Here is a 26,582-nt window from a genome sequence, read left to right as displayed (position 1 = left end):
GTGGCAAATGTCTAATCCGCAACTTGGGGCGGACGGGGGAGTGATTTTTCTGTAGGGAGCGACTGCCTGAACGCAGTGAAGGCCGGCCCCATGTAGGAATCAGCTAAGCAAATACGCTGAAAGCAGCGCCGTTGGCCTGCCCGGCGCAGATAACTGGACAGTTCTAATTTGCGAGGGGGTCGTTTAGCGGAAAACAGAAAAATTACTCCCCCGTCCGGCCCCAAACTACGTATGACCAAGATACCTTTATCACGAACTCCCTGATAAAATGCAATTTGCCCAAAAACTGAAGAAGATGGTTAGCTTTTAAGGAATTTTTAAGAAATTTATTATATCATGTGAATAAATTATTGATTAGAGGGGTTGGGATTTTGTTAAGTACTAAGACAAGCAAGGTACTGGCGGTTTTTATGGCGGTATCAACTACGGTGGCCTTTGCTTCCTGGATGGCACAGGATGTGGATATCCCTGCCGAACAGGAAACAGGGCCGCAGACTTTATTGGATGATGAAGGTCGGGAATATACCTTGACGCAGAATGCGGATGGTACGGAAACGGCAACCTATGAGGATGGCCGTTCGGTGACGGTCAAACGGGAAGAGAATGGCAGTCTGCGTTATATTTCCGGTGCGGAGGGACTGATTGCCGGTCTGGCTGCCGGGTATTATATGTTTCATGGACTTAGCGGCGGCACAGGGGGCCGCTATAGTGTGGTTCAGGGGCGCTATATCCCCAACGGCCCGGTTCAGCCGCTGAAGGAAAAGGACGACTATCGCAGCAGCGGTGGCAGTGCCTACAGCAGTTCATCGCGGGGAACTACGGTTCGGGCAGGCAAGACTTCAGGCAAGAGCAGTTCTTCGGCCAAATCGTCGAGTCATTCCAGTTCCAAAAGCGGTTTTGGTTCTGCCGGAGCCAGAAGTTCGGCATCTTAAAATATTGATGAGCAGGTGAATAGAGCAGTGAGTGCAGATTGGCGTGATTTATTAAATCGGGAAATTTTTCCGTTTGTGGAATACGAGGGCTACGATGATAAATATCCGACAAAAAATATAGAGTTAATCCAGCCGGAGCTGGCCGAGGAAATGCGCTATGTCAGCGGCGTGCTGTTCGGTGCGTTTCAACGGGCGGTGGCGGTTTGCCAGAAATGTGGCGATAATTTTCTGGCAGATTTGGAGATACCGCCGCAGCTGATTCCCTACTTGCAGAAGGATAATCCCTTGCATCTGGCTTCGTGGCTTTCCCGTTTTGATTATGTCTTGGACAAGCAGGGCAATTTCCATATGGTGGAAATCAATGCGGATACTCCCTGCGCGGTGATTGAGGCATATTATGGCAATATGGTGGCCTGTACGCATTTTGGGGTGGAAGACCCCAACTATGGGGAATACGATAAACTCTGCAGCTGGCTCAATGAAATATTTTTGGCTTCAGAGCCAGGCGTGAGCATCAGCACGGGGAGGTTTCATCGCCGCCATCCGTTCCTTTTTTCCTGTTTTCATGACTATCAGGAAGATTATGCGACAACCAAATTTCTGATGAACGCCATGAAGAAGAATGCGCTGGCCACAGAGGTGGATGATGCCATTACTTTTGTCTCCTTCTATGATTTGGCTGTGTGGCGTGATGGCTCTATTCTGTTGCCGGATGGGCGTACGGCTAATGCGATTTATCGCCTGCATCCATTGGAAATTCTCATTGAGGAGCGGACGCCGGAGGGGGAAACGCTGGGCAAGGACTTTATGGATGGCTATCTGCACGATAAATTTATGATGTTCAATCCGCCCGAAGCCATCATCATGCAGTCCAAGGCTTTTCAGGCACTTGTCTGGGCGCTCAATAATCAGCCGGCGGGGACAGCTCAGGTATTTACGGCCGAGGAATCGGCGATTATTTCCCGCTATATGCTGCCGTCCTACTTTGCCCGGGACTTTGACCAGCGTAATATTGCCGCAGGCTCAAGCTGGATAAAGAAGCCCATATGGGGCCGGGAGGGCGCAGGCATTGAAGTGCTCGACCGGGATGGCGTGCGCTTTGGCAAGAATGTGGATACAGAGGATATCGTGCGGCGTGACAGCCGGGATTCCATGTATCAGCTCTTTGTGGACCAGCAGCCCTATGAGGCCGACACCGACAGCGGACGGCTGACGGGGTATAAGACGCTCAGCTGCTTTATGCTCGGCAAGAATCCCAGCGCTCTTTATGCAAGATTCTCCCCTGACCAGATTGCAGGGACAGAGGCTTATTGGCTGCCATTGGGTTTAATGTAATTATTTGCAGGAATTCAGCTTCCTTTGGCGAATTTTATTAAATTGGGTAATTCGTTCGTCTGGGAGGCAGTGGCAATGTATAGAAAAAGCCGGCAGGAGATTGTCGATTTATTTCGGGAACGCAGTGAAAATGGAAAAATATTAACAGGAATCGGCACAGGGATGGAACAGACAGCAAAGCATGGGGACCATCTCGGCGCCGATTTTCTTGCGTTCTATCACACCGGGCGGCTGCAGCGGGCAGGCCGCAGTATGTTGGCGGGCATGCTCTCTTATGATGATGCCAATACTATCGTTCAGGAGCTCGGTGATGAAGTTCTGCCTGCCGTCCGTAAAACGCCGGTGTTTGCCGGTGTCTGCGGCACTGACCCCTTTCGCAAGATGGACATGTTTTTGGGCACACTAAAGGAGCAGGGCTTTAACGGCGTGCAGAATTTTCCTACTGTGGGGATTGTCGATGGTCGCTTCCGGGCGAATATGGAAGGCACGAATATGGGCTATCAGCTTGAAGTGGATATGATTCGGACTGCACATGAACTGGATTTATTTACCTGCCCCTTTATCTTTGATGCAGAACAAGGCGAGGCCATGACCCATGCGGGTGCCGATATGCTTCTCCTGCATTTTGGTCTGGTTACGAAAAAGGCACTGGAGAGGGGCGAGGCACCCTCTGTTGAGTCCTGCGCGGATAAACTGCGGCAGGTTTGGGAAAAGTGCAGGGCGGTACGCCGGGATATTCTGATTGGCTGCTGTGGACAGCAGGTGGATTCCCTGGAAGGTGCGGCGCAGCTCGTGCAGAGCATCCCTTCTGTAGCGGGATTTTTTATTTTTTTCCCGGGCAAAGGTGAGGAGCTGGAGAAAGGTCTGACGACAAAGGTCAGGGAATATCGCTCGTTGGATAAAATGAAACGGGCAGCATTGCAGAGAACGGGGGCAGGACGATGAAGGAAAACGACAAGGAATTCATCCTTCGGCGCCTGCGGGCGGAAATCAATGTCGGCGGCCATATCATTGGTGCGGCTGTAGGGTCCGGCATGACGGCCAAACTTGCGGCTATGGGCGGCGCAGATATTCTGCTGGCCTTATCCGCAGGAAAATTCCGCATTATGGGCCGCAGTTCCCTGAGCAGTTTTTTTTGCTATGGCAGCAGCAATCAGATTGTGATGGACATGGGCAAGCGAGAGATTTTTCCCGTGGTGCAGGATGTGCCGCTGCTCTTTGGCCTGATGGCCAGTGACCCTTATGTGAAGCTCTATGATTATCTGAAGCTCATAAAGGAAAGCGGCTTTACCGGTGTGGTGAATTCACCAACATTGGCGTTGGTGGATGGCAGTTTCCGCGAAGCGTTGGAAGAAGAGGGCAGTTCCTATGAGCGGGAAGTGGTCGCGATAAGTTTGGCGAATCAGCTGGGCCTTTTGACGATGGCCTTTGTGACATCTGTGGAAGAGGCCGATAAAATGCTGGCGGTGGGGGCCGATATCATCTGTGTGCATATGGGGCTGACGGCTGGCGGCCTTTTGGGCGCTAAGCGTCATTTGACCATCAGTGAAGCGCGGAGGATTGCGCAGGAGATTTTTGATTTATGCAAGGTGAAAAATCCGGAATGTCTGCGCATGGTTTATGCCGGGCCGGCGAACACGCTGATGGATATGCAGTACATCTACCAGAATACGGACTGTCAAGGGTACATTGGCGGTTCAACCTTCGACCGTATTCCCATGGAAAAATCCATCTATGATACTGTGAGTTCGTTCAAGCAGCACTGCAGCCCGGAATCTATCGGCACATTGCGGGAACGCAAATGGGGCGGCAGTCAGATGGTGGAATCCATGCGTCATTATATTGAGGAACACTATATGGATGATGTGAAGCTGGGCGACCTGGCCTTGGTGGCCCATATGTCGGCTTCGTATATGGGCGGGCGGTTCAAGAAAGAGACAGGCATCAGCTTCACGGATTATCTGCTGCAGTTCCGCATGGGCAAGGCCAAGGCCCTGCTGAAAAATGGCAGTAATCTGCAATGCAAGGAAGTGGCCGCGCAGGTCGGCTATAGCGATTATGTGCAGTTTTCCAAGATGTTCCGCAAGCATGTGGGGATTTCTCCCCGGGATTATCAGGGAATGGCAGATAAAAAATAATATACATCTGGAAATAGAAGTTGTGTTTATATGTATACAGGATGTTATAAACACAACTTTTTTATTGCGAAAATTTGAGAAATAAAATTAAAACACAAATGAAAAGATGATAAACACATTTACTATAAAGATAAAAACGATTAAAATAATAAGCAACAAATATGAAAACAGGCTGCGGGAGGTAAAATGTGGTATGGAACGGCTTAACTATGAAGTATTGAAGAAAAGTGGCTATCAGGGATATTTCCTGGAAGAAGCGCCGGTGAAGATGCTGCAGTTTGGTGAGGGAAATTTCCTGCGAGCCTTTGTGGATTACTTCTTTGATGTGGCCAATGAAAAAGCCGGCTGGCACGGCAAGGCCATCTTAACCCAGCCGCGGGGCAAGGGCAAGGACAAGGTCTTCAACGAACAGGAAGGCCTCTACACCCTCTACATCCGTGGCAATGAAAAAGGCCGGAAGGTAGATGAACGGCGGGTGATTTCCTTAGTGGAAAAATGTTACAACCCCCTGGAGCATTTTGACAAACTGCAGGAAGTTGCTTGTCTGGATACCCTGGAATATATCACCAGTAATACCACGGAAGCTGGCATTGTCTATGATCCAACTGCAAAGTTGACGGACGTACCCCCGGCCAGCTTCCCGGCAAAACTGGCAAAACTCTTATATGCACGTTTTCAGGCAGGAAAGAAAGGTTTGATTATTCTCTCCTGTGAACTGATTGATAATAACGGCCGGGAATTGCAGCGAATCGTTCTGCAGCATGCCCGGGACTGGCAGCTCGGTGATGATTTCATCCGTTGGATTGAACAGGACAATCTGTTCTGCTCCACTTTGGTTGACCGCATTGTTCCCGGTGAGATTCGGGATGCGGAAGAACTTGCAGCCCTGAATCAGGCTAACGGTTATGAAGACAGATTGATGGATGTCGGTGAGGTCTTCGGCGTCTGGTACATTGAAGGGCCCAAAGAATTGGAAGATAAACTTCCCTTCAAGCGGGCAGGGCTGAATGTTCATGTGGTGCCGGATATCGCACCTTATAAGAAACGGAAGGTACGCATCCTGAATGGTGCGCATACAGGTTTTGCGCTGGGCGGTTTCCTGGCAGGTAAGGATATTGTCCGGGATTGCATGAAGGATGATGTGATTCGGGAGTTCATGAATCAGATGCTCTATGAAGAAGTCATTCCCATCCTGCCGTTGGACAAGCAGGATTGCGAAAAATTTGCCGCATCGGTGGCTGACCGCTTCAATAATCCCTTTATGGAACATCAGCTTCTGAGCATTGCCCTGAATTCCACGGCCAAGTGGAAGGCCAGGGATATGGGCTCGCTGCTGGAATACCGGCAAAAGTTCGGCAAGCTGCCGCGCAGTCTCGTGATGACACTGGCTGCCTATATCGCCTTCTATTCCACCGATATTCAGGAACGGCAGGAAAAAGCACTCCTGTGCCGCCGCCCGCAAGGGGATGTATATTCGGTGCAGGATGATGGCTGGGTACTGGATTTTTATTATGAACATCGTCACAGTGATGATGCGAAATTGGTACATGATGTGCTGGCCTATGAAAAGATGTGGGGCTGTGATTTGACGCAGTTGCCTGGTTTGGAAAAGCAGGTGCTGGAGGATTTGCAGCTGATTCGCCAGCAGGGCACGAAGAAAGCCTTTGCCAGCTGTTTGCGGGCCTGTGCTTGAAAGGATAAGCTATGGAAATGACAAGAGCAGTGCGCATCGCCACGCAGGATAATGTGGCGGTGGCACTGACTAAAATAGAGAAAGGTGAATGCCTGCAGGTGGGCAATGTGGAAGTTACCGCTTGTGAGGAGATTCCCCAAGGACATAAAATTGCGCTGCGGGATATCGCAGTTGATGAAAATATCATAAAGTATGGTTATCCGATAGGTCATGCAACCTGCGCTATTCAATCAGGCTGCTGGGTACATACCCACAACCTGCAGACAAATCTCAAGGGCGAGGTCGAATATGTTTATGAGCCGCAGGTTTGCGATTTGAACTCCCAGCCGGCACAGACGTTCACAGGTTATCTGCGAAAGGATGGCCGGGCAGGTATCCGCAATGAGATTTGGATCATCCCCACCGTGGGCTGTGTCAATGATGTGGTGCTGAAACTGGCGCAGGCCAATCAGGACTTGCAGGGCGAAAATATCGATGGCATCCATGCTTTCACGCATCCCTTCGGCTGCAGCCAGACTGGTGCTGACCATGCCCAGACCAGAAAGCTTTTGGCGGCGCTGGTCAATCACCCCAATGCCGGGGCGGTGCTGGTGGTGCACTTAGGATGTGAGAACTGCACCCATGAACAGTTTGTGGAAGAACTCGGAGACTTTGACCGGGAGCGGGTACGCTTCCTTAACTGTCAGCAGGCAGAGGATGAACTGGCTGCCGGCCGTCAGCTGCTGCAGGAACTTGCCGCTTATGCCAGCTGCTTCCAGCGGCAGTCACTGCCCACAAGCAAGCTGGTGGTGGGGCTAAAATGTGGGGCTTCGGATGGTCTTTCAGGAATCACCGCCAATCCCACTGTGGGCCGGTTCAGCGATTTGCTGCTAAGTCAGGGCGGCAGTACCATCCTGACTGAGGTACCGGAAATGTTCGGTGCAGAAGGCATCCTTTTGGGCCGGTGCCGCAATCAGCAGGTGTTTGACAAGGCGGCGGCCATGCTCAATGGCTTCAAGGATTACTTCATCTCCCATCACGAGGTGGTTTATGATAATCCCAGCCCCGGCAACAAGCAGGGGGGCATCACCACACTGGAGGACAAGAGCTGCGGCTGTGTTCAAAAGGGCGGTACGGCCCCCATTGAAGATGTGCTGGGCTACGGAGAGCAGGTAAAGACACAGGGCCTGAATCTGCTCTATGGGCCGGGCAATGACCTGGTATCCAGTACGGCTCTGGCCGCAGCCGGCGCCGTGATGATTCTCTTCACCACGGGCCGGGGAACGCCTTTTGGTTCACCGGTGCCAACGGTCAAGATTGCGACCAACAGCCAGTTGGCCGGACGCAAGCCGCACTGGATTGACTTCAATGCCGGTACGGTGGCGGCAGGTGAAGCGTTGGATGAAGCGGGCAAGCGCCTGTTGGATAAAGTCTTACAGGTTGCCAGCGGCGAACCCACGAACAACGAGAAAAACGGCTATCGTCAGATTTCCATTTTCAAAGATGGTGTTGTGTTATAGGAAGGACTGATTTTCCGTTATGAAGGCTTTTATGGGGAAAGATTTTATGCTTCGCAATCAGACAGGTCAGAGGCTGTATGAAGAATATGCCCGGGACTTGCCGCTGGTTGACTATCATTGCCATATCTCACCCAAAGAGATTTTTGAAGACCGCCGCTTTGACAATATCGCGCAGATTTGGCTGGGCGGACGCAATGCGGATGGCACTTATTTCGGAGATCATTATAAATGGCGGGTGATGCGTACGAACGGTGTACCTGAGGACATGGTTACCGGCGGGGCAGATCCCTATGAAAAGTTCAGTGCTTTTACAAAATCGTTGGAAATGGCTATCGGCAATCCCATGTATCACTGGTGCAATCTGGAACTGCATAAATATTTCGGCGTGACCGAACCCCTTACCGAGAGCAATATGAAAGCGGTCTGGGATAAAGCCAACGACATGCTCCAGCATAACCCGGATATGTCCGTGCGGGGCCTGATTCGCCAGTCCAAGGTGGATTACATCGGCACCACGGATGATCCCATTGACAATTTGGAATGGCATGAGAAACTGGCTGCGGATGAAACGGTGGGCTTCAAGGTCTGCCCGTCCTTCCGCCCGGACAAAGCCATCAATATCCATAAAGATGGTTTTCCTGCGTATATGGAAAAATTGGCGGCCAGTGTGGGCAAGGATAAACTAGCCTCCATCGAAGATGTGCTGGCAGCACTTACGGACCGGATTGCCTATTTCAAGAAACACGGCTGCCGGGCCAGCGACCACGGACTGGATTATGTGATGTTCAACCATCAGGGACTGGAAGCTGCCGACAAGGCCTATAAAAAAGCCCTGGCTGGCGAAACGCTCACACAGGCTGAGGCCGAGGCCTATCAGACCGAAGTGCTCCTGCATCTGGCCCGGGAATATCATAAAGCACAGATTGTGATGGAAATCCACTATTCCTGCAGCCGCGACAACAACGAAAAGATGTTTGCCCTGCAGGGGCCGGATACGGGCTTTGACATGATTGCTCAGACCACCTGCATTGGCAATTTGGCCAAATTCATGAGCGAGCTCTACAAGGAAGGAAATCTGCCGCAGATGATTCTGTTCTCACTAGACAGCACAGATTTTGATAGGATTGCCTCCCTGATGGGCTGCTTTCAGTCGGAGGAAATGCCCGGCAAGATTCAGATGGGTTCGGCCTGGTGGTTCCTCGATACCAAGGATGGCATGGAAAAGCAGATGCGCTCACTTGCTAGGCTTTCCCTGCTGGGGAACTTTGTCGGCATGCTGACGGATTCCCGTTCCTTCCTGTCTTATACCCGTCATGATTACTTCCGGCGCATTTTGTGCAATATCATTGGCGACTGGGTAGAACACGGTGAGTATCCCTGCCATGAAGCATCTTTGCAGAAGATTGTGGAAGGCATCAGCTATAAAAACGCAGTCCGCTACTTCCATATTTAAGAGCGGCATGTAAAGGAAAGGATTTAGAGAAAATGAAAGAGATATTCAAGCAGTTCAAGGAGATTGGGATTATCCCCGTGGTGGTGATGGAAGATGCACAGTATGCAGAAAAGCTCGCCGATGTCCTCTGTGATAACGGCCTGCCCTGTGCCGAGGTCACCTTTCGCACGGCAGCAGCTGCTGAGGTGATTTCCCGCATGGTAAAACATCGTCCGGAACTTCTGGTCGGTGCGGGAACTGTGCTCACCACGCAGGAAGTTGATTTGGCCATTGAGGCAGGCGCAAAGTTTATCGTCAGCCCGGGCCTCAATCCGGAAGTGGTCAGATACTGCCAGTCCAAGGATATGCCGGTGGCACCGGGAACCCAGACCCCCAGTGAAATGGAACAGGCTATTGGCCTGGGGCTGGATTTTGTGAAGTTCTTCCCTGCCGAACCAGCAGGCGGACTCAAGATGATCAAGGCGGTGGCTGCACCTTATGGCCAGCTGGTCTTTATGCCGACAGGCGGTATTACGCCGGAAAATGTCCGCGCTTATCTGGCTGATGAGAAAATCCTGGCCTGCGGCGGCAGCTGGATGGTCAAGCAGCAGATGATGGCTGACGGTGACTGGGACGGTATTATCAAGCTGGTCCGTGAGGCCGCCACAATCGTCAAGGAGGTAAGAGGACGCGGCAAGCAGGCTGTGAACAGCTTGTATCGCAAAAATAAATCAGACTATTTACAAAAGCGCAAATTGAAGATTTCTTGATTAGGAAATGAAATGAGGTCATAAACGTGGCATTTTCCTGGAATCAAAAACTTTATGAGGAAATCCTGGCTCGATTCAAGCCGCCGCATCCCCGCACAAGGGCCTGCCGGATTACAGACAGCCGGTATCAGGCACTTTGGCGGTCGGTGGAGGAAATCTACTACGAGCATCCCTGGGGGCCTTACGAGGGCAGCAAGGATGAGCTGAAGAAAGATTTGGCCTACCGGCAGGAAAAACTGCTGGAACGGCGCCAGCAGGTATTATTTCATGGTGAGGCTATTCAACAGGCCATTGATGATATGGCGCAGGCGGGCGGCGGCCGGGTGGAAATTCCGGCAGGTATCTGGTATACCGGAGCGTTGGAACTCAGGTCGCATGTGGAGCTGCATCTGGAGGACGGCGCAAGACTTTGCTTTATCCGCAACAAGAGCAATGTCTTTTATCCCCTGCGCTATACCCGCTGGGAAGGCGTGGAATGCATGAACTTCTCGCCGTTCATCTATGCGGATGGTGCGGAAGACATCAGCATTACGGGGCAAGGTACATTGGATGGGCAGGCGGATGAATTCAACTGGATGCCCTGGAAGTTCGGTTACTTTGGTGAGCCGGAGCAGGAGAAGCAGCGACAGCGTCTCTTTCAGGCTGGTGCAGAGGGAATCCCGGTTCGTCAGCGGATTTTTGCCGATGATGTATCCACGCTGCGGCCACCCTTTATCCAGTTCTACAACAGCAAGGATATCCGCATTATGGGCGTGCATATCGTCAATTCCCCCTTTTGGGAAATCAATCCGGTGCTTTGTGAGAATGTCTGGATCAAAGGTGTGCATATTAAGACGGATCTCTATAACAATGATGGCATTGATCCGGAATCCAGCCGCAATGTGCTGATTGAGGATTGCTACTTCCTCACCGGGGATGACTGCATTGCGATAAAATCCGGGCGCAATGAGGATGGACGGCGTATCGGGGTGCCGACAGCTAATGTGATTATCCGTCATAACCGCTTTGCTAACGGGCATGGCGGCATCACGCTGGGCAGTGAGATTTCCGGCGGCGTGCATGATGTGTTTGCCGCAGGCAATCACTTCGACAGCCCCAACCTCGATTATCCGATCCGCTTCAAGACCAACGCCATGCGGGGCGGCACGCTGGAAAATGTCTATGTGAGGGACAGCGTGGTCAACAAGGCACGGCTGGCGGTGGTGCATGCCGATTTCTTCTACGAAGAAGGCCATATGGGAGAAAACCTCCCCCAGCTGGATAATATCACGCTGGATGGTTTTTGGACGGCAGAAGGCGGCAGCATTGATGCGAAATATGCCTTTTATCTCAAAGGTTTTGCCGATGCTCCCATTGAAAACATCACCTTCCGGGATATGAAGCTCGAAGGGGTGAAGGGGGAGGCGGTGCTCGAAAATGTACATGCGCTGGCCTTTGAGAATGTGACGATTAATGGGAAACGTCAGCCGGACCGGCTGGTGGATATTGGCTCTGATGGGCAGGTTAGATAAGAGCCGGAGTTTTAATGATGTGAGTTAGGAGGAGCAAGATGGAAACAAGAAAAGTTACCTGGTGGAATGTGCTGGGCTATGCCTGTTTGAATTTCCTGGGTGGTGGTACACAGGCACTCAGTTCCGCATTTCTGATGTTGTTTTACACCATGTATTGCGATATTCCCGCTGTACAGGCAGGTCTTATCTTTACCATTGCCAGATGTATTGATGCCGTTGGCAATCCGGTGATGGGCTATATCAGTGATAACTTTGGCCGTACCCGATTGGGCAAACGCTTCGGGCGGCGCAAGTTCTTCATCCTGACGGGGATCCCTTTGGTGCTTATTACCTATCCAATCCTTTGGACTCCGGGACACAGTTTTGAATTCTATGTGGTTGCCAATATCATTTACGAAGTGGTCTTCACCAGCGTAATGGTTCCTGGCCCGACGCTGCCGGCAGAAATGACGCAGGTTGCAGCCGAAAAGACCAAACTGGTTTCGGCCAAACAGTATTGCGGCACCTTTGCCAGCACGATTGCCCTTCTGTTCCCGGCTTTCTTCTTCCAGCGTTTCGGTGAAGGCAATCTGGATGCCTTCTTCTACACGGGTCTGACTTATGCCGTAGTGGTTTCCCTCTCCCTGGCTGTTATGTATTTCCTGACCTATGAGCGTGCTCCCGAGGATATTCACTATACGGAAGAAATGGGTTCGGTATCCCATGTACTGCGCAAATTGGTCAATGATGTGTTCGCTTCCATGCGCATCCGGGCTTTCCGCCTCCATGCCGGCATGATGCTCTTTATCGGTATCTATAAGAATCTGGCTGCTGGTGTTTTCACCTATTATGTAATCTACGCCTTGTCCCTGTCTGTAAGCGCAACTTCCATTATCACGAGTTTTGCTACGTTAGTTTCCTTTATCGCGTTGGCTATCTTCATCACCATCTGCTATCGCCGTGGTGGCCCGTTCGCTTTCAAAGTGGTTGGTGTTATCGTGACGGCTTCGCTGGTTGGTTACTATGTCCTGTTCCAGAATCAGTCCAGCATGGGCGAAGAGGCTGTGATTGTCTGGTTGACGGTGCTGGCCATCATCAACAATGTGGGCAAGGCCGGTGCGGATTATATCCCCGTATTCCAGCTGCCCTTTATGGCTGACATTGATGAAGCCGTTACCATGGAACGCCGTGAAGGTATCTTCACAGGGGTAAACGGCCTGCTTTCGAAGCTGGCTTCGGCTGCGGAAGGTTTCCTGCTGGGCGTAGGTCTTGCACTCTTCGGTTTTGAAAAGGGCGCTGGCCAGCAGACGGCTATGGCTATTGATGGTGTACTGGTTATGACCATTGTGGTGCCAATCGTTCTCTGCGCTATCGTTTACCTGATTTCCCGTAATCTGACCCTGACCAAAGAAAATCATAAGCTCCTCGTGGATGAGGTGCATCGCATCCGTTCGGGCGGCAGCATGGCCGATGTGACGCCGGAAACCCGCAAGGCGGTAGAATCCCTGACGGGCTGGAAGTATGAGCAGTGCTTCGGGCACAATGATTTGATGCGTGTCCATGATGAACCCAAGAGTGCCCATTCCTACTGAATTCACCGATTAATTTTTGTAATATTTAGGAGAGAACGAAGAAAATGAAAAAATACTCACAGTGGATGGCTGATTCCGTTATACAGCGCAAGACCGACCTTACGAGCTATTGGGCTTATGAATTTGGGCTGACGCTGGACGGCATTGCGGAGGTCTGGCGTCAGACCGGAGAGCGGAAATACTTCGATTATATCAAGTCCTGCATGGATACGTTTATCGGGGAAGATGGCAGTATCCGGGGCTATGATGTGAAGGAGTACAATATCGACCACCTCAACAATGGCAAGATACTGCTGACCATCTACAAGGAAACTCATGAGGAAAAATACCGCAAGGCCCTGGAGCTTCTGCGCAGCCAGATTGAACATCATCCCCGCACGAAGGAAGGGGTGTTCTGGCACAAGGAAATCTATCCGGAGCAAATCTGGCTGGACGGCCTCTATATGGGCGCGACCTTCTATGCCAAATACGTCAGCGAGTTCAGCCGCAGCATGGAGGAATATGATGATATTGCCCGGCAGTTCATCATTGCCCGCAAGCATACGCTCGATGAACAGACAGGTCTTTTGTATCATGCCTATGATGATGCCCGTCAGCAGCCCTGGGCCAATAAACTGACCGGACTGTCCAAGCATTTTTGGGCCCGCTCCATCGGCTGGTATTGCATGGCACTGGTGGATACTTTGGCAGAGCTGCCAGCTGATAATAAATATAAGCCGGAACTCATCAAGATTCTGAATGAAACGATGGAAGCGCTGATAAAAGTAGCCAGCCCCAAGTCACATGTCTGGTATCAGGTGCCGGATTGCGGCGATCGTCCGGGCAATTATGTGGAAGCATCCGGCTCGTCCATGATTGCCTATGCCCTGTTCAAGGGCGTGCGTATGGGCTGGTTGCCGGAGAGCATGCGGGAATTTGCCAAACTCTCCTATCATGGACTCATTGATGAGTTCATCACCGAGACGCCCATGGGAACCATTTGTCTCAATAAGATTTGCTTTGTGGCAGGTTTGGGCGGCAAGCCCACCAAGGCATATGGGGAACGTGATGGTTCCTTTGCCTACTATATCAGTGAGCCGATTGTTACCAATGAACCCAAGGGATTAGGGCCCTTCATTCTGGCAGCTGCGGAGTATGAACGCCTCTAAAAGAAAGTTGCTTGTGAATGGAGGATTTATGGAAAGCAATATAGAATATAAATAAATTGTATGAAACATAAGAGAACAAGCTAAGGAAAAGGGATGACTACTGTGTTGCAATTAGGTATCAGGCTTCATGATATGCGGGCGGGAACACTAGCCGAGCGGGCTGCCTGGGCCCGGGGTCAGGGATTTTCCTGTGTGCATCTGGCATTGGAGAAAACCATACCGGGCTTTGTGATGAGTCCGGGAAAACTGACCTCTGGATTGGGCAAGCATCTGCGGGAGGTATTTTCTGCGCATAAGGTGGATGTAGCGGTGCTGGGATGTTATAAGAATCTCGCGCATCCGGACCCGCAGGAACTGCAAAAGATTCAGGAGAATTATATTGCACATCTGCGCATGGCGAAAGCGCTTGATTGCTCAGTAGTGGGAACGGAGACCGGCGCTCCGAATGCGGATTATCACTATGAGGAAGCTTGCCATAGTGAGGCAGCCCTGCAGACTTTTCTGCATAATCTGGCCCCGGTGGTAGAAGCAGCGGAACATTTCGGTACGCTTCTGGCCATCGAACCGGTCTGGAATCATATCGTCTGGAACCCGCAGGTGGCCAGACGGGTGATTCGGGAGATGGCTTCACCGAATCTGCGGATTATCTTTGACCCCGTGAACCTCCTGTCCATGGAGAATTATATGGAGCGTGAGCGGGTGATTGGCGAGGCAATCGAATGTTTTGGTGAATATGTGGAAGTTGTCCATCTGAAGGATTTTCAGATAACGGAGCATGGGCTTACTGCAATGGCTCCAGGGACGGGGCTTATGGATTACAAGCCATTGCTTGCCTATCTGAAGCAGGAAAAATGCGGCATTCAGGCTACGTTGGAAAATACCCGTCCGGACAATGCTGTGACTGCACGAAAATATTTGGAAGAACTTTATGCTGAACTTTGAGTTCAGTTGGCAGGAAAGGAACGATTATTATGGCCGAGGTACTGACGATTGGTGAGCCCATGGGGCTCTTTGTGGCACAGGAGGCAAAGCCGTTGAAGGATGTACAGACATTCACCCGTCTGGTATGCGGGGCGGAAGTGAATTTTTCCATCGGGCTTTCCCGGCTGGGGCATACGGTGTCCTATGTATCCCGGGTGGGCAGTGATCCCATCGGCCAGCATATACGGGATTTCCTGAAGGAAAACGGCATTGAGGACAGTTATGTGCAGATTGACCGGGAACATCTGACCGGCATGCAGTTCAAAGAAATGGCACCGGAAGGGACTGACCCACTGGTGGTCAACTACCGCCGCCATACGGCATTTTCCCATTTTGCACCGGAGGACTTGCGGGGGATTGACTGGCAGGGCGTGAAGCATGTTCATGTAACGGGCATCCCCGCGGCTTTGTCTGACAGCTGCTGTGCGTCTGTGGAAGCGCTCATGGATGCTGCTCATGCTCATGAGGCGACGGTATCCTTCGACCCCAACCTGCGGCCGGCTCTCTGGCCTTCTCATAAGGTCATGGTCAGGACTTTGAACCGTCTGGCAGGAAAGGCTGACCTGATTCTGCCGGGACTGGGCGAAGGCAAGATTCTCACCGGATTGGAAAAGCCAGAGCAGATAGCAGATTTTTATCTGGCTCGTGGAGCCAAGGCTGTGGTCATTAAATTAGGCGGCAGTAAGGGCGCCTATGGCAAGGAGCGGGAAGGCAAGGAATTTATTGCGCCGTCCTTCCGGGTGGAACATGTGGTGGATACGGTAGGAGCCGGGGATGGTTTCGCCGTGGGGACTGTATCGGCTCTGCTGGAGGGCAGGACGCTGGAAGAAGCCGCACTGCGCGGCGCTGCGATTGGTGCATTAGCCATCATGTCAGCAGGTGACAATGAGGGCTTGCCCAATCGTACGGAATTACAACATTTTATGGAGGCAGTTTGAACAATGGATATTCGTTATTCGGCAAATCAGAGAGATTTCAAGCGTTATACGACGGAGGAAGTACGGCAGGAGTTCTTGATGGAAAACCTGTTCCGCGCCGATATGGTAACAGCCGTTTACTCCCATGTGGACCGCATGGTGACCTTTGGCTGCATGCCGGTCAAGGAGGAAGTGCCGCTGGATAAGGGCATTGATGTCTGGCACAATTTCGGTACGAAGTTCATCCTGGAGCGCCGGGAAATCGGTATCTTCAACGTAGGCGGCGCTGGCACGATTACGGCAGATGGCGTGACCTACGAATTGGGATATAAAGACTGCCTCTATATCACCATGGGCACGAAGCAGGTTACCTTCAAGAGTCAGGATGGCGATAGGCCGGCCAAGTTCTACATGGTTTCGGCACCCGCCCATAAGGCCTGCCAGACAAAACTTCTGACCATCAAGGATGCCAACAAGGTTCCCTGTGGGGATGCCAAGACCAGCAATAAGCGCACCATCAATCAGTTTATCCATCCGGACGTTCTGGAAACCTGCCAGCTCTCGATGGGGATGACTTCACTAGAGCCGGGCAGTGTCTGGAATACCATGCCGGCCCATACGCATGAGCGCCGCATGGAAATCTATTTCTACTTCGAGATTCCGGAAAATGAAGTGGTGTTCCATATGATGGGCGAACCGCAGGAAACCCGCCATGTGGTGATGCAGAACGAACAGGCCATCATCAGTCCGTCCTGGAGCATCCATGCCGGCTGCGGCACCGTCAACTATACGTTTATCTGGGCTATGGGCGGCGAGAACAAGGCTTTTGACGATATGGACCACATCAAGAATACGGAACTGAGATAAGGAGCGCATAGAGATGGATATGGAATACCTGAAACAATTCTCGCTGGACGGCAAGGTGGCACTGGTGACCGGTGCAGCTTATGGCATTGGTTTTGCCATTGCCAAAGCCTATGCCAAGGCTGGGGCTAAAATCGCTTTCAACTGCCGTGGTGAAAAGCATATGGAGGAAGCCTTGGCTGCTTACAAGGCCGAAGGCATCGAGGCAAAGGGTTATTACTGCGATGTGACGAAGGAAGATGAAGTGCAGAAGATGGTGGCCGATATCGAAAAGGAACTGGGCACCATTGATATTCTCGTGAATAATGCTGGCATCATCAAACGCATTCCCATGCTGGAGATGTCGGCTGAGGACTTCCGGCAGGTGGTGGATATCGACCTCAACGCACCGTTCATCGTATCCAAGGCCGTGATTCCAGGCATGCTGAAAAAAGGCCATGGCAAGATTATCAATATCTGCTCCATGATGAGCGAACTGGGCCGGGAAACGGTATCGGCTTATGCAGCTGCCAAGGGCGGCCTCAAGATGTTGACGCGCAACATCTGCTCGGAGTATGGCAATGCCAATATCCAGTGCAATGGCATTGGCCCGGGCTATATCGCCACGCCGCAGACGGCTCCGCTGCGCACGCCGGGACATCCTTTCAATGAGTTCATTCTGGCCAAGACGCCGGCTAACCGCTGGGGAACCACAGAGGATTTGGAAGGTCCGGCCATCTTCTTAGCCTCGGATGCCTCAAACTTTGTCAACGGCCATATCCTTTATGTGGATGGGGGGATTCTGGCCTATATCGGCAAGCAGCCCTGAGACAAAGAAAAACGTGCAGAGGTGAATCCTAATGGCAGTCCATGTAATCAATGAAGCGAGACGTTGCCTGCAATGCAAGAAGCCAATGTGTCAGCTGCAAGGTTGTCCCATTGGCACCAATATCCCGGAAATGATTCGGCTGTTCCTAGCCGGTCAGGGGAATGAAGCCGCAGCGATGTTATTTGCCAACAATCCCATGAGCATAATCTGCTCGCTGGTCTGCGACCATGAAAAACAATGCGAAGGGCATTGCGTTCAGGGGCGCAAGGGCAGTGCGGTGCAGATTTCCAGTATTGAGCATTATATATCCAATGGCTTCTTTGAGAAGCTGCAACTGGAAAAACAGCCGCCCAAGGGACAGCGGGTAGCGGTAATCGGCAGCGGCCCTGCGGGACTGGTGGTGGCGGTGGAGATGGCACAGAAAGGTTATGATGTGACCATCTTTGAGCGCAAGAGTCATATCGGCGGTATGATGCGTTATGGCATTCCGGACTTTCGCCTGCCGCGCACGATTCTGAGCCGCTACAAGGAAAAAATGCGCCTGTTGGGCATTCATATCCGGCCGCATACCACCATTGGCGGAGCTTTGCATCTGGATGATCTGATCAGCGATGGTTATCAGGCCATTTTCATTGGTACGGGGACTTGGCGGGCACGGCGTTTGGGGGTACCCGGAGAGAGCTTGGGCAATGTCCATTATGCCATTGATTATCTGCAAAATCCCGGCGCCTATGCGTTAGGCGAGCGGGTGGCGGTGATTGGGGCCGGCAATTCGGCCATGGATGCGGCCCGCACGGCTTTGCGGCAGGGCAGCCGTTTCGTCACCATCTATGCGCGCAGCAATCATGTCACGGCCAGCCAGCGGGAACTGGATTATGCCATCGCCGATGGCGCAGAGATGCTCTATGGCATGGCTGTGGAGAAGATTACAGAACAGGGGCCTGTCTTTGTCAAACGGGAATTTTCTGAGACTGGCGAAATAATCAGTCAGGGACAACCGGAACTGGCTCCTGCTGACAGCACCATTATCGCCGTCAGTCAGCAGCCTAAGGACAAGCTGGTGAATACGACCTCGGGACTGGATGTGAATGATAAGGGGCTGGTGGCTGTAGATGAACATGGACAGACTACACGTCCGGGAATCTTTTCAGCCGGTGATGTCGTCACCGGCCCATGGAATGTAGTGCAGGCAGCTAAAGCCGCCAAAGAAGTGGCAGGGCAAATGGATGCTTATTTGCAATCTATAAGCTGAGTGGTTATAAGAAATATCCGTAACGTAAAAAGTCCGCTGACAAAATGTCAGCGGGCTTTTTAGTGAATTGCAGTTTGTCGATGTTAATGCGAGCTTAATTATATTTGTTACAGCTCAGTTGGGGTGGAGGTGGTAATACTTTTCGCCGTTGCACTGAATGACCCACAAGTAAATTTATGGGCTTATAGTTGCCTGCGCCGGGCAAGACCGGCGGCGCGTATGTTCAGCCCCGTGTTTAGTCTGTGCCGTTTGTGGGCCAGTCCTCACAGCGTTCGGACAGTCGTTCCACGGCGAAAAGCATCACTACCTCCGCCCTAAGCGAAGTCCGTATAAAACGCCATCTTCGCAGTAATAAGGAGCAAGTACATCGATGTTCTTGTTATGGGAGCAACGAGTTCGTGGCAATCGTATAGGTCGTGACTTGGGTCGAATGGGGGAGTAATTTTTCTGTAGGGAGCGACTGCCTGAACGCAGTGAAGGCCGGCCCCATGTAGGAGAAAGCTAAGAAAATACGCTGAAAGCAGCGCCGTTGGCCTGCCCGGCGCAGGTAACTGGACAGCTTTATTTTGCGAGGGGGTCGTTTAGCGGAAAACAGAAAAATTACTCCCCCATTCGGCCCCAAACTACGTATGACCAAGATACCTTTATCACGAACTTTTATGGGCTTTGATGCAATCCAGAAATTCCTGTCCGTATTTATGCAGCTTCATTTCGCCGATACCTTTTACATCCAGCATTTCATCGAGTGTGGCGGGCTGGACGCGGCACATGTCTTTGAGGGTGGCGTCGGAAAAGACCACATAGGGTGGGACGTGTTCGCGGGTGGCGATTTCCTTGCGCAGGTGGCGCAAATGGTCGAAGAGTTCTGGTGCTGCGGGTTCCTTTTCATTCTCCGGTTTGGGTACGGCCTGCCAGACTTTTTCCTGTCCTTTGAGGACGGGATAGGCGGCGGGCTTGAGCGTGACCACGGGGAATTTGCTTTCGGTCAGGCCTAAGTAGTCCGTGGCGATAAAGCGCTGAATTAATAGCTTGATGTCAGCCAGCGTCCGTTCCTTCATAAGGCCGAAGGTCGAGAGCTTATCGAAATGGAGTTCCTTTACCCGTTTGTCGCTGGAGCCTTTGAGCACCTGTGCGACAAGCGTCAGACCGAAGCGCTCGTGCATGCGGTAGACGCAGGAAAAGACCTTCTGGGCATCGATGGTCACATCGTTTTTTTCGAGCCCGGCCTTGCAGTTGCCGCAATTATCGCAGGTCACCTCCGCACTCGTATCACCAAAGTAACTGATGATGAAATGCCGCAGGCATTCCGGCGTATGGCAGTAGTCCACCATCTTTTGCAGAGTGCCGAGGTTGTGCGCCTTGCGTTCCTCGTTTTCGATTGACACGTCAATCAGATATTTCTGCGTCATGACGTCCTGCGGTGAGTAGAGCAGAATACAGCTGCCGGGTTCGCCATCGCGCCCCGCACGGCCTGCTTCCTGATAGTAGGCTTCGATGTTTTTCGGCATATTGTAGTGGATGACATAGCGGACATTTGACTTGTCAATTCCCATGCCAAAGGCGTTGGTGGCCACAATGACCTGCACGTTGTCGTAGAGAAAATCATCCTGTGCCTGATTGCGCTGTTTGTCGGACAGGCCTGCATGGTAGCGTCCTACGGCAAACTTTTTCTTTTTGAGGTGTTCGTAGAGGCTGTCCACTTCCTTGCGGGTGGCGGCGTAAATAATGCCGGCCTCCTCCTTATGTGCTTTCAGGTATTTTTCGATAAATTTCTTCTTATCCTCGCCGCGGCGCACTTCAAAATAGAGGTTGGGACGGTCAAAGCCCGTGACATGAATCCGCGGCTGGCGCAGGTGCAAGAGGCTGATGATGTCCTCTTTGACTTCCGGTGTGGCCGTAGCGGTAAAAGCGCTGACCAGCGGACGGCGGGGGAGTCCTGCAATAAAGGGGGCAATCTGCCGGTAGCTGGGGCGGAAGTCATGGCCCCATTGGGAGAGACAGTGGGCTTCATCCACGGCCACCATGGAGATTTCCTGCCGTTCGATGATGTAGCGGAAGTAGTCGGTGTCTAGCCGTTCCGGGGCCACATAGATGAGCTTGTAGCGGCCTTCGGCAATGGCGCTGAAGCGGGCGTTTGATTGCTCAAGGGTCAACTGGCTGTTGATATAGGTAGCGGGTACGCCCTGCTCGGCCAGCGCATCCACCTGGTCTTTCATCAGGGAGATAAGCGGTGAGATGACAAGGGTAATGCCTGGGAATACCAGCGCGGGCAGCTGAAAGCAGATGCTCTTGCCCGCACCCGTGGGCATGATGGCCAATGTGTCAGAACCCCGCAAGAGGCTTTCCACCACAGGTTTTTGGGCGGGGCGGAAGTCGGGATAACCGTAATATTTGCGCAGGAGATTCTGCGCTTCAGCAAAATATGGATTTTCCACGAAAAATACACCTATTTCTAATGCAAATTTAATCTGTTTCTCATAGAATTACAACGTATCTATTCTATCATAGAATACACCAAATTGCGCCACGGAAATAATAAAATGTGGTAAAATAGAAAGATGTGAAAGGAAATAATATTGGGGAGGAAATCTTCATGAAATTAAAGCGTTGGATAAAGGCAGGCGTGCCCTTTATGGCCCTGCTTTTGGCAAGTCCCGGAGCTCAGGCGGCGGACTTGAGCCTGCAGGAGGCCATCAATATGGCGCTTGCGCAGAATACAGGACTCAAGGTCACCCAAAAAGGAGAAGATACCGCGAAATATGCGCTGGAAGAAGCACAGGGCAATAACGGTGTAACGGTAGGGCTGAGCGACAGCCTTAGTACGAGCAAGACCAGCGGTTCTGACCGTCAGGACAGTAACAGTCTGAGCCTTTCGGGCAAGATGCCTCTGTACAGCGGCGGCAAGAATCAGGCGAACATCAAAAAGGCCAAAATCGGCGTGGAATCGGCCAGCCTCGAAACCCAACGGGCACAGGAAGTCTTGAAGCTCAATGTCATCAAGTCTTACTATGATGCCCTGGAAGCCCAAAAGACCGTGGGTGTGCGCCAGGAAACCGTGGACAAGTATCAGGAGCACTTTACCAACGTCAGTCAGCTTTATGCAGCTGGTTCCAAGGCCAGAATCGATGTAATCCGTTCGCAGGTGGAGTTAAGCAATGCCAGACAGAATTTGATTAAAGCAGAAAACAGCTACGAATTGGAGCTGGCAGACCTGCGCAATTATCTGAACATAGACCGCAGTGAGCCCTTGAATCTCACCACGGATTTTTCCTATCTGGCTTTTGACCGGGATATGGGTACCTGCCTTGATTATGCATACCGCAATCGCAAGGATTTGTTGGTGGACAAGAACAAGCTCGAACAGCAGGAGCAGGCCATTAAGGAAGCAAAGGCTGGCTATCTGCCAACGCTGAATCTGTCGGTGGGGCTTAACAGCAGTCAGAAATTCCATCCGAGCAGTGAGAACAGCCATGGGGCTACTGCTTCGGTGGGACTCAGCTGGAGTATTTTTGACAGTGGTGTGACCCGTGCGCAGGTAAAGACTGCCGAAACCAGCCGGGATGTGGCCAAGCTCAATTACCTCAAAGACAAAGAGGCCATTGATTTGGCAGTGCGGCAGGCTTATTACAATATGCGCGAGGCAGAAAAGCGTTTCAATTCCACGCAGGATGCCGTGCATCAGGCGGAGGAAGATGCTTTCATCGCCCGCGAGAAATACCGTGCTGGTGAAGGGCTTATGCTCGATATTATCGATGCGCAGGAAGCTCTGTCCACGGCGCGGCTCAATTACATCAGCGCCCAGTACGATTACGCCCGCTACAAGGCCACCGTGGAAAACGCCATGGGAGTTGAGCTGACGGCCGAGGAAAAGCAGGCCGCGGCCCTTCTGGAAACGGATGCAGATGCAGCGCTTGCCCAGTCCCGCCTGGGCAGCCGCAATGATACCACCGTGGACAGTACCCGCAAAGTAGCGGAAGAACTGGCAGGAAATGAGGGAAATAAATGAAGCTGAATTGGAAAATAAAAGCAGCCATAGCCGCCGTCTTGATAATCGGTGCGGCGGTGTATGGCTACCAATACTATCAAGGCCAGCAGGCGGCCAAGAAGGCAGCGGCGGTGGAGACGGTACCCGTCACCCGCATGAATGTGAAATCCACCGTTTCGGCCACGGGCACGATTAAGCCGGTGAACAGCGTCGAAGTCAGCTCCAAGGTTACGGCCCGCATTAAGGAAGTGCTCGTCAAGGAAAACGACACCGTGACGGCAGGCCAAACTATCGCGACTTTGGATGCCAAGGATTACGAGGAAAAGCGCAATCAGGCCCAGTACAAGGTCACCAATACCAAGGCCAAGTATGACCGCGTCAGCTATCTTTACAGTATTGGCGCCAAAACGCAGTCCGATTTGGAAGATGCCAAAATGAATTACGACACGGCACTTTCTTCGCTGGCTGAATCCCAGTCCAATATGAGCGAAATGACGATTGTGGCGCCCATGTCCGGCGTCGTGGTCGGTCAGCCACAGACTGCAGGTACCATGGCGGTGCAGGGCAACAGCAGCCCTACGGTCATCATGCGCATTGCGGATATGTCCAGCAAGCAGATTCTGGCCAAGGTGGATGAAACGGATATCGGCAATGTGAAGGTAGGCCAGTCCGCAACCTTTACCGTGGACAGTTTCAACGGCAAGACCTTTACGGCAAGAGTGTCCAAGATATCCCAGACCGATACCAGCAACAGCTGGAATGTCAATACTTCGAGCAGCTCATCTTCGAGCAGTTCCTCCGCCAGCGTTATCTACTACTATGTGACGCTCGATGTGGATGACCCGGAAAATGTGCTCCTGCCAGCCATGACCGCCCGGGTGGAAATCAACACCGCCGAGAAGAATGATGCGCTGGTGGTGCCTTTGTCCACTCTCAAAACCGATACCCACGGCTCTTATGTCATCGTGAAAAATGACGATGGCACGCAGGAAAACCGCTATGTGTCCACCGGCATCTACAGCGATGAATACGTGGAAATTCTGGAAGGCCTTTCGGAAGGAGAACAGGTAGTCAGCACTTATGTAGCGAAAGCCTCTACAACTTCCAGCTCAAAAAAGAACGACCGTGGCGGCCCACCACCAATGTGAGGAAGGTGGTAAGAACGCGATGACGAACAACGAAAAGCGAATTGCCACCATCCAGCTGAAGGATATCAAAAAACTTTACAAAATCGGCGGGGAAACGGTGGCAGCCTTGGACGGCATCACCACCAACATCTATCAGGGCGAATTTGCCGCCCTGATGGGACCCTCCGGTTCCGGCAAATCCACATTGATGAATATTCTGGGCTGCCTTGACCGTCCCACGGTCGGCTCTTATAAACTGGACGGTCAGGAAGTAGCTGGCCTCAGCGATGATAAGCTGGCAGTTACCCGCAACAAGAAAATCGGCTTTGTCTTTCAGAACTTCAATCTGTTGTCCCGCATTTCGGCACTCGAAAACGTGGCCCTGCCGTTGGTTTATTCCGGCGTGGGGCGCAAGGAACGGCTGGAAAAGGCCATGCACTTTTTAGAAGCAGTGGGCCTTGCCGACCGGGCGGAACATCAGCCCAATGAACTTTCCGGCGGTCAGCGGCAGCGCGTGGCCATCGCCCGGGCACTCGTCAATGACCCGCATATCATTATGGCCGATGAACCGACCGGTAATCTCGATACGAAATCCACCAAGGAAATCATGGAGATTTTCCAGAAGATGCACGGCATGGGCCGTACCATAATTCTCGTTACCCATGAGCCGGAAATTGCTGCCTGTGCCAGCCGTCAGCTGTTGGTGCGGGATGGAAAAATCACCCGGGACGAAGGAAGGGGCGTGGTGATGGATGTTATTTAGTGAAAGCTTCCAGATGGCGCTGACTTCCCTCTACGCCAATAAAATGCGCAGCCTGCTCACCATGCTGGGCATCATTATCGGTGTGGCCGCTGTGATTGCGTTGGTGTCCGTCGGCATGGGCGTGCGCAGTAATGTCACGAACTCCATTGCGAGCCTCGGCTCCAACATGCTGATTATCTCGCCAGGCTCCTCCAATAGAGGCGGCGTGCGCGGTGCGGCCGGCTCCATGCAGACGCTGAAATATGACGATGCCAAGGCCATCAAGGATAAAATCAAAAATATTGATTATGTGTCGCCTTCGGTGTCCTCGTCCTATCAGATTGTCTATGGCAATAACAACTGGAAAACCAGTGTGCAGGGCGTAACGGCAGAATTTATGTCCATCCGCTCGCTGACCATCGGCTACGGTTCCTTTATCACTGCGGATGATATGAATAAACGCAACCGCGTGGCCGTAATCGGCACCACGGTTGCGTCTAATCTCTTTGCCAAGGAAAATCCGGTGGGCAAGAATATCCGTATTAACAATCAGCCCTTCAAGGTTATCGGCCTGTTGGAATCCAAGGGTCAGTCCTCTGTGGGACAGGACCAGGATGATGTGATTTACATTCCCTTGACCACGGCGCAGGAACGCATGTTGGGCATTACCTATGTCCAGTCCATCAACGTGCAGGTTTCCAGTCAGGAAAAGATGGAGCAGGTGCAGGCTGAAATTGAAAATCTTCTGCGCTCCCGTCATCATATCCTTGCGGGCAAGGATGATGATTTCAACGTCCGCAACCTCACGAGCCTGATGGAAACGGTGAATCAGTCCACCTCCATGCTGACCCTGCTGCTGGGCGCAATCGCCGGAATTTCCCTGATTGTTGGCGGTATCGGCATCATGAATATCATGATGGTGTCCGTCACCGAGCGTACGAGGGAAATTGGTATTCGCAAGGCTTTGGGCGCTACTTTTATGAACATCATGACCCAGTTCCTCATTGAATCCATGGTCATTGGCATAATCGGCGGCATAATTGGTATCATTGTCGGCTGCGGTGTCTCACAAATCATTGCCAAAGTGGGCAACTTCACGACGGTTATCACCATCACCCCGATTATCATATCGTTTATCTTTTCCGTGGGCATTGGTCTGTTCTTTGGCATCTATCCTGCGCGAAAAGCAGCTAAGCTCGACCCCATTGAGGCATTACGATACGAATAACTGCAGCAATGCAGCAACTGTAAAAAAAGGACCATACGCAAAAGTATCGGTCTTTTTTTTATGCGCAAATTTCATGAGCAGGAACGCACCAATGCCGCCGGCAATCAATCCCATGACAATGACATCGAGAAGCTGGCTGCTGCCGAGCCACAGTCCCAAGGCGGCAATCAGTTTGATATCACCGCCGCCAATGCCCCCGCGGGTCAGGATGGCCAGCACCAGGAACAGGATGCCGCCGCCCAATCCCGCAGCGAGATGGTCGAGTACGGGATAACCGTTAAGAATAGAGGAAAGAAGTCCTAGTAGTGCAAAAGGGAGTAACATGACATCGAAAATAACCTCTTGCTCGAAGTCAGTAAAAGTAAAGAGAATAAGGAAATAGATGAAAAACAAGCCAAAAAAATGACTTAGGACTGTAGAACTAATATTTAGTAAATAGAAAGCCATAAGCATTCCGAGCACGCCAGGCAGATAACGCTTGCGGCTTTCGTGTTGGGCAAAAATCTTATGGGGAAAGCTGAGAATATTTTCTTTTGTGCGATAGAGTTTTGCAATCCAGTGATTGCCTGCGATAGCACCACTTACAGCACAAATAACGGCTATGAATAGTTTTAGTATGAACAACATGAATCTCACCTCAAGCCTAGTT

The 26,582-nt window shown here is 51.8% G+C and carries 22 protein-coding genes; 20 read left to right on the top strand and 2 right to left on the bottom strand.

What is annotated here, in order from left to right; genetic code table 11:
• The first annotated feature begins 371 nt into the window (after positions 1-371).
• From P157_RS14655 to P157_RS0113155, 16 genes are all read left to right on the top strand, one after another.
• On the top strand, positions 372-932 hold the full coding sequence (locus tag P157_RS14655) for a hypothetical protein (RefSeq protein WP_051598637.1): 561 nt from the start codon (positions 372-374) through the stop codon (positions 930-932).
• Positions 933-959: 27 nt separating this feature from the next.
• Positions 960-2,267, top strand: a complete 1,308-nt coding sequence (locus P157_RS0113225) for a glutathionylspermidine synthase family protein (RefSeq protein ID WP_037368383.1) — start codon at positions 960-962, stop codon at positions 2,265-2,267.
• Between the two features lie 75 nt (positions 2,268-2,342).
• Positions 2,343-3,212: a phosphoenolpyruvate hydrolase family protein gene (locus tag P157_RS0113220; protein ID WP_026761423.1), complete on the top strand. Its 870-nt coding sequence runs from the start codon at positions 2,343-2,345 to the stop codon at positions 3,210-3,212.
• The gene (locus P157_RS0113215) at positions 3,209-4,405 is read left to right on the top strand and encodes a phosphoenolpyruvate hydrolase family protein (protein WP_026761422.1); all 1,197 of its coding nucleotides are present in this window, start codon (positions 3,209-3,211) and stop codon (positions 4,403-4,405) included. Before P157_RS0113220 ends, P157_RS0113215 begins: the two co-directional genes overlap by 4 nt.
• A 193-nt stretch (positions 4,406-4,598) precedes the next feature.
• Positions 4,599-6,098, top strand: a complete 1,500-nt coding sequence (locus P157_RS0113210; RefSeq protein WP_026761421.1) for a tagaturonate reductase — start codon at positions 4,599-4,601, stop codon at positions 6,096-6,098.
• A gap of 11 nt (positions 6,099-6,109) precedes the next feature.
• Entirely contained in the window at positions 6,110-7,597 is a 1,488-nt protein-coding gene (locus tag P157_RS0113205; protein ID WP_230578486.1) for a UxaA family hydrolase, read from the top strand.
• A gap of 31 nt (positions 7,598-7,628) precedes the next feature.
• Positions 7,629-9,050, top strand: coding sequence for a glucuronate isomerase (uxaC, locus tag P157_RS0113200; protein ID WP_230578485.1), 1,422 nt, complete (start codon positions 7,629-7,631; stop codon positions 9,048-9,050).
• Positions 9,051-9,082: 32 nt separating this feature from the next.
• Complete coding sequence (locus P157_RS0113195) at positions 9,083-9,799, top strand: bifunctional 4-hydroxy-2-oxoglutarate aldolase/2-dehydro-3-deoxy-phosphogluconate aldolase (protein WP_026761418.1); 717 nt, start codon at positions 9,083-9,085, stop codon at positions 9,797-9,799.
• A gap of 26 nt (positions 9,800-9,825) precedes the next feature.
• On the top strand, positions 9,826-11,310 hold the full coding sequence (locus tag P157_RS0113190; RefSeq protein ID WP_026761417.1) for a glycoside hydrolase family 28 protein: 1,485 nt from the start codon (positions 9,826-9,828) through the stop codon (positions 11,308-11,310).
• Between the two features lie 38 nt (positions 11,311-11,348).
• Entirely contained in the window at positions 11,349-12,881 is a 1,533-nt protein-coding gene (locus tag P157_RS0113185) for an MFS transporter (RefSeq protein WP_026761416.1), read from the top strand.
• Between the two features lie 44 nt (positions 12,882-12,925).
• Positions 12,926-14,029, top strand: coding sequence for a glycoside hydrolase family 88/105 protein (locus tag P157_RS0113180; protein ID WP_026761415.1), 1,104 nt, complete (start codon positions 12,926-12,928; stop codon positions 14,027-14,029).
• A 105-nt stretch (positions 14,030-14,134) separates the two neighbouring features.
• Positions 14,135-14,971: a sugar phosphate isomerase/epimerase family protein gene (locus P157_RS0113175; RefSeq protein WP_026761414.1), complete on the top strand. Its 837-nt coding sequence runs from the start codon at positions 14,135-14,137 to the stop codon at positions 14,969-14,971.
• Positions 14,972-15,000: 29 nt separating this feature from the next.
• Entirely contained in the window at positions 15,001-15,948 is a 948-nt protein-coding gene (locus tag P157_RS0113170; protein ID WP_026761413.1) for a sugar kinase, read from the top strand.
• A 3-nt stretch (positions 15,949-15,951) separates the two neighbouring features.
• Complete coding sequence (kduI, locus tag P157_RS0113165; RefSeq protein ID WP_026761412.1) at positions 15,952-16,794, top strand: 5-dehydro-4-deoxy-D-glucuronate isomerase; 843 nt, start codon at positions 15,952-15,954, stop codon at positions 16,792-16,794.
• 13 nt (positions 16,795-16,807) lie between these two features.
• Positions 16,808-17,599: a gluconate 5-dehydrogenase gene (locus P157_RS0113160; protein WP_080695461.1), complete on the top strand. Its 792-nt coding sequence runs from the start codon at positions 16,808-16,810 to the stop codon at positions 17,597-17,599.
• Between the two features lie 31 nt (positions 17,600-17,630).
• On the top strand, positions 17,631-18,851 hold the full coding sequence (locus P157_RS0113155) for an NAD(P)-dependent oxidoreductase (RefSeq protein ID WP_026761410.1): 1,221 nt from the start codon (positions 17,631-17,633) through the stop codon (positions 18,849-18,851).
• A 647-nt stretch (positions 18,852-19,498) separates the two neighbouring features.
• Here the strand turns inward: P157_RS0113155 and recQ are convergent.
• Complete coding sequence (gene recQ, locus P157_RS0113150) at positions 19,499-21,286, bottom strand: DNA helicase RecQ (protein WP_026761409.1); 1,788 nt, start codon at positions 21,284-21,286, stop codon at positions 19,499-19,501.
• 158 nt (positions 21,287-21,444) lie between these two features.
• Here recQ and P157_RS0113145 point away from each other — a divergent pair, with 158 nt between their 5' ends.
• The 4 genes from P157_RS0113145 to P157_RS0113130 are packed head-to-tail and all read left to right on the top strand — an operon-like array spanning position 21,445 to position 25,933.
• Positions 21,445-22,857 (top strand): TolC family protein, encoded by a 1,413-nt coding sequence (locus P157_RS0113145; protein ID WP_026761408.1) that lies wholly within the window; start codon positions 21,445-21,447, stop codon positions 22,855-22,857.
• Positions 22,854-23,984 (top strand): efflux RND transporter periplasmic adaptor subunit, encoded by a 1,131-nt coding sequence (locus P157_RS0113140; RefSeq protein ID WP_026761407.1) that lies wholly within the window; start codon positions 22,854-22,856, stop codon positions 23,982-23,984. Before P157_RS0113145 ends, P157_RS0113140 begins: the two co-directional genes overlap by 4 nt.
• 19 nt (positions 23,985-24,003) lie before the next feature.
• Positions 24,004-24,726 (top strand): ABC transporter ATP-binding protein, encoded by a 723-nt coding sequence (locus P157_RS0113135; protein ID WP_026761406.1) that lies wholly within the window; start codon positions 24,004-24,006, stop codon positions 24,724-24,726.
• Complete coding sequence (locus tag P157_RS0113130; protein WP_026761405.1) at positions 24,716-25,933, top strand: ABC transporter permease; 1,218 nt, start codon at positions 24,716-24,718, stop codon at positions 25,931-25,933. Before P157_RS0113135 ends, P157_RS0113130 begins: the two co-directional genes overlap by 11 nt.
• On the opposite strand, the gene P157_RS0113125 is transcribed toward P157_RS0113130, so the two are convergent.
• On the bottom strand, positions 25,919-26,560 hold the full coding sequence (locus P157_RS0113125) for a prepilin peptidase (protein WP_072000159.1): 642 nt from the start codon (positions 26,558-26,560) through the stop codon (positions 25,919-25,921). The two genes, P157_RS0113130 and P157_RS0113125, sit on opposite strands and share 15 nt — an antisense overlap.
• Positions 26,561-26,582 lie beyond the last annotated feature (22 nt).

This window comes from Selenomonas ruminantium AC2024, assembly GCF_000687995.1.
Lineage (GTDB): Bacteria > Bacillota > Negativicutes > Selenomonadales > Selenomonadaceae > Selenomonas_A > Selenomonas_A ruminantium_B.
The sequence above is the reverse complement of the archived record's forward strand: the minus strand, read 5'-3'. Positions and strand labels throughout refer to the sequence as shown.